The sequence below is a fragment of the Fructilactobacillus sp. X3R2C1 genome, from assembly GCF_059901235.1.
The window spans coordinates 1-251 of sequence record NZ_JBWXVA010000065.1 but is presented as its reverse complement, the minus strand read 5'-3'; the positions used below and the strand labels follow the sequence as shown (position 1 = coordinate 251).

Genomic DNA, 251 nt, shown 5'->3' with positions numbered 1-251 from the left:
GCCTTCGAACACGGCCTTGAGGTAGGCCTGTTTGTCGAAGGCCAGGTTGATGGCCTGGCGTACTTCCGGCTTGTCCAGCGGTGGGTGCTGGCTGTTGATGGCGACGAAGGCTGTCATGAACGCCGGGGTAGTGGCCACCTTGAGGCTGCCGTCCTTGCCGGCCTCGGCAATGTCCAGGGGCTTGGGTGACAAGGCCACCTGGCACTCGCCACGCTTGAGCTTTTGCAGGCGCACGTTGGCATCGGTGGTAA

The 251-nt window shown here is 62.9% G+C and carries 1 protein-coding gene; it reads right to left on the bottom strand.

All coding sequences use genetic code 11. The annotated features are described in order from the left end of the window. Nucleotides 1-251: ABC transporter substrate-binding protein (locus AC6UDB_RS07170; protein WP_500709578.1), on the bottom strand; the 251-nt coding region annotated here is incomplete at both ends.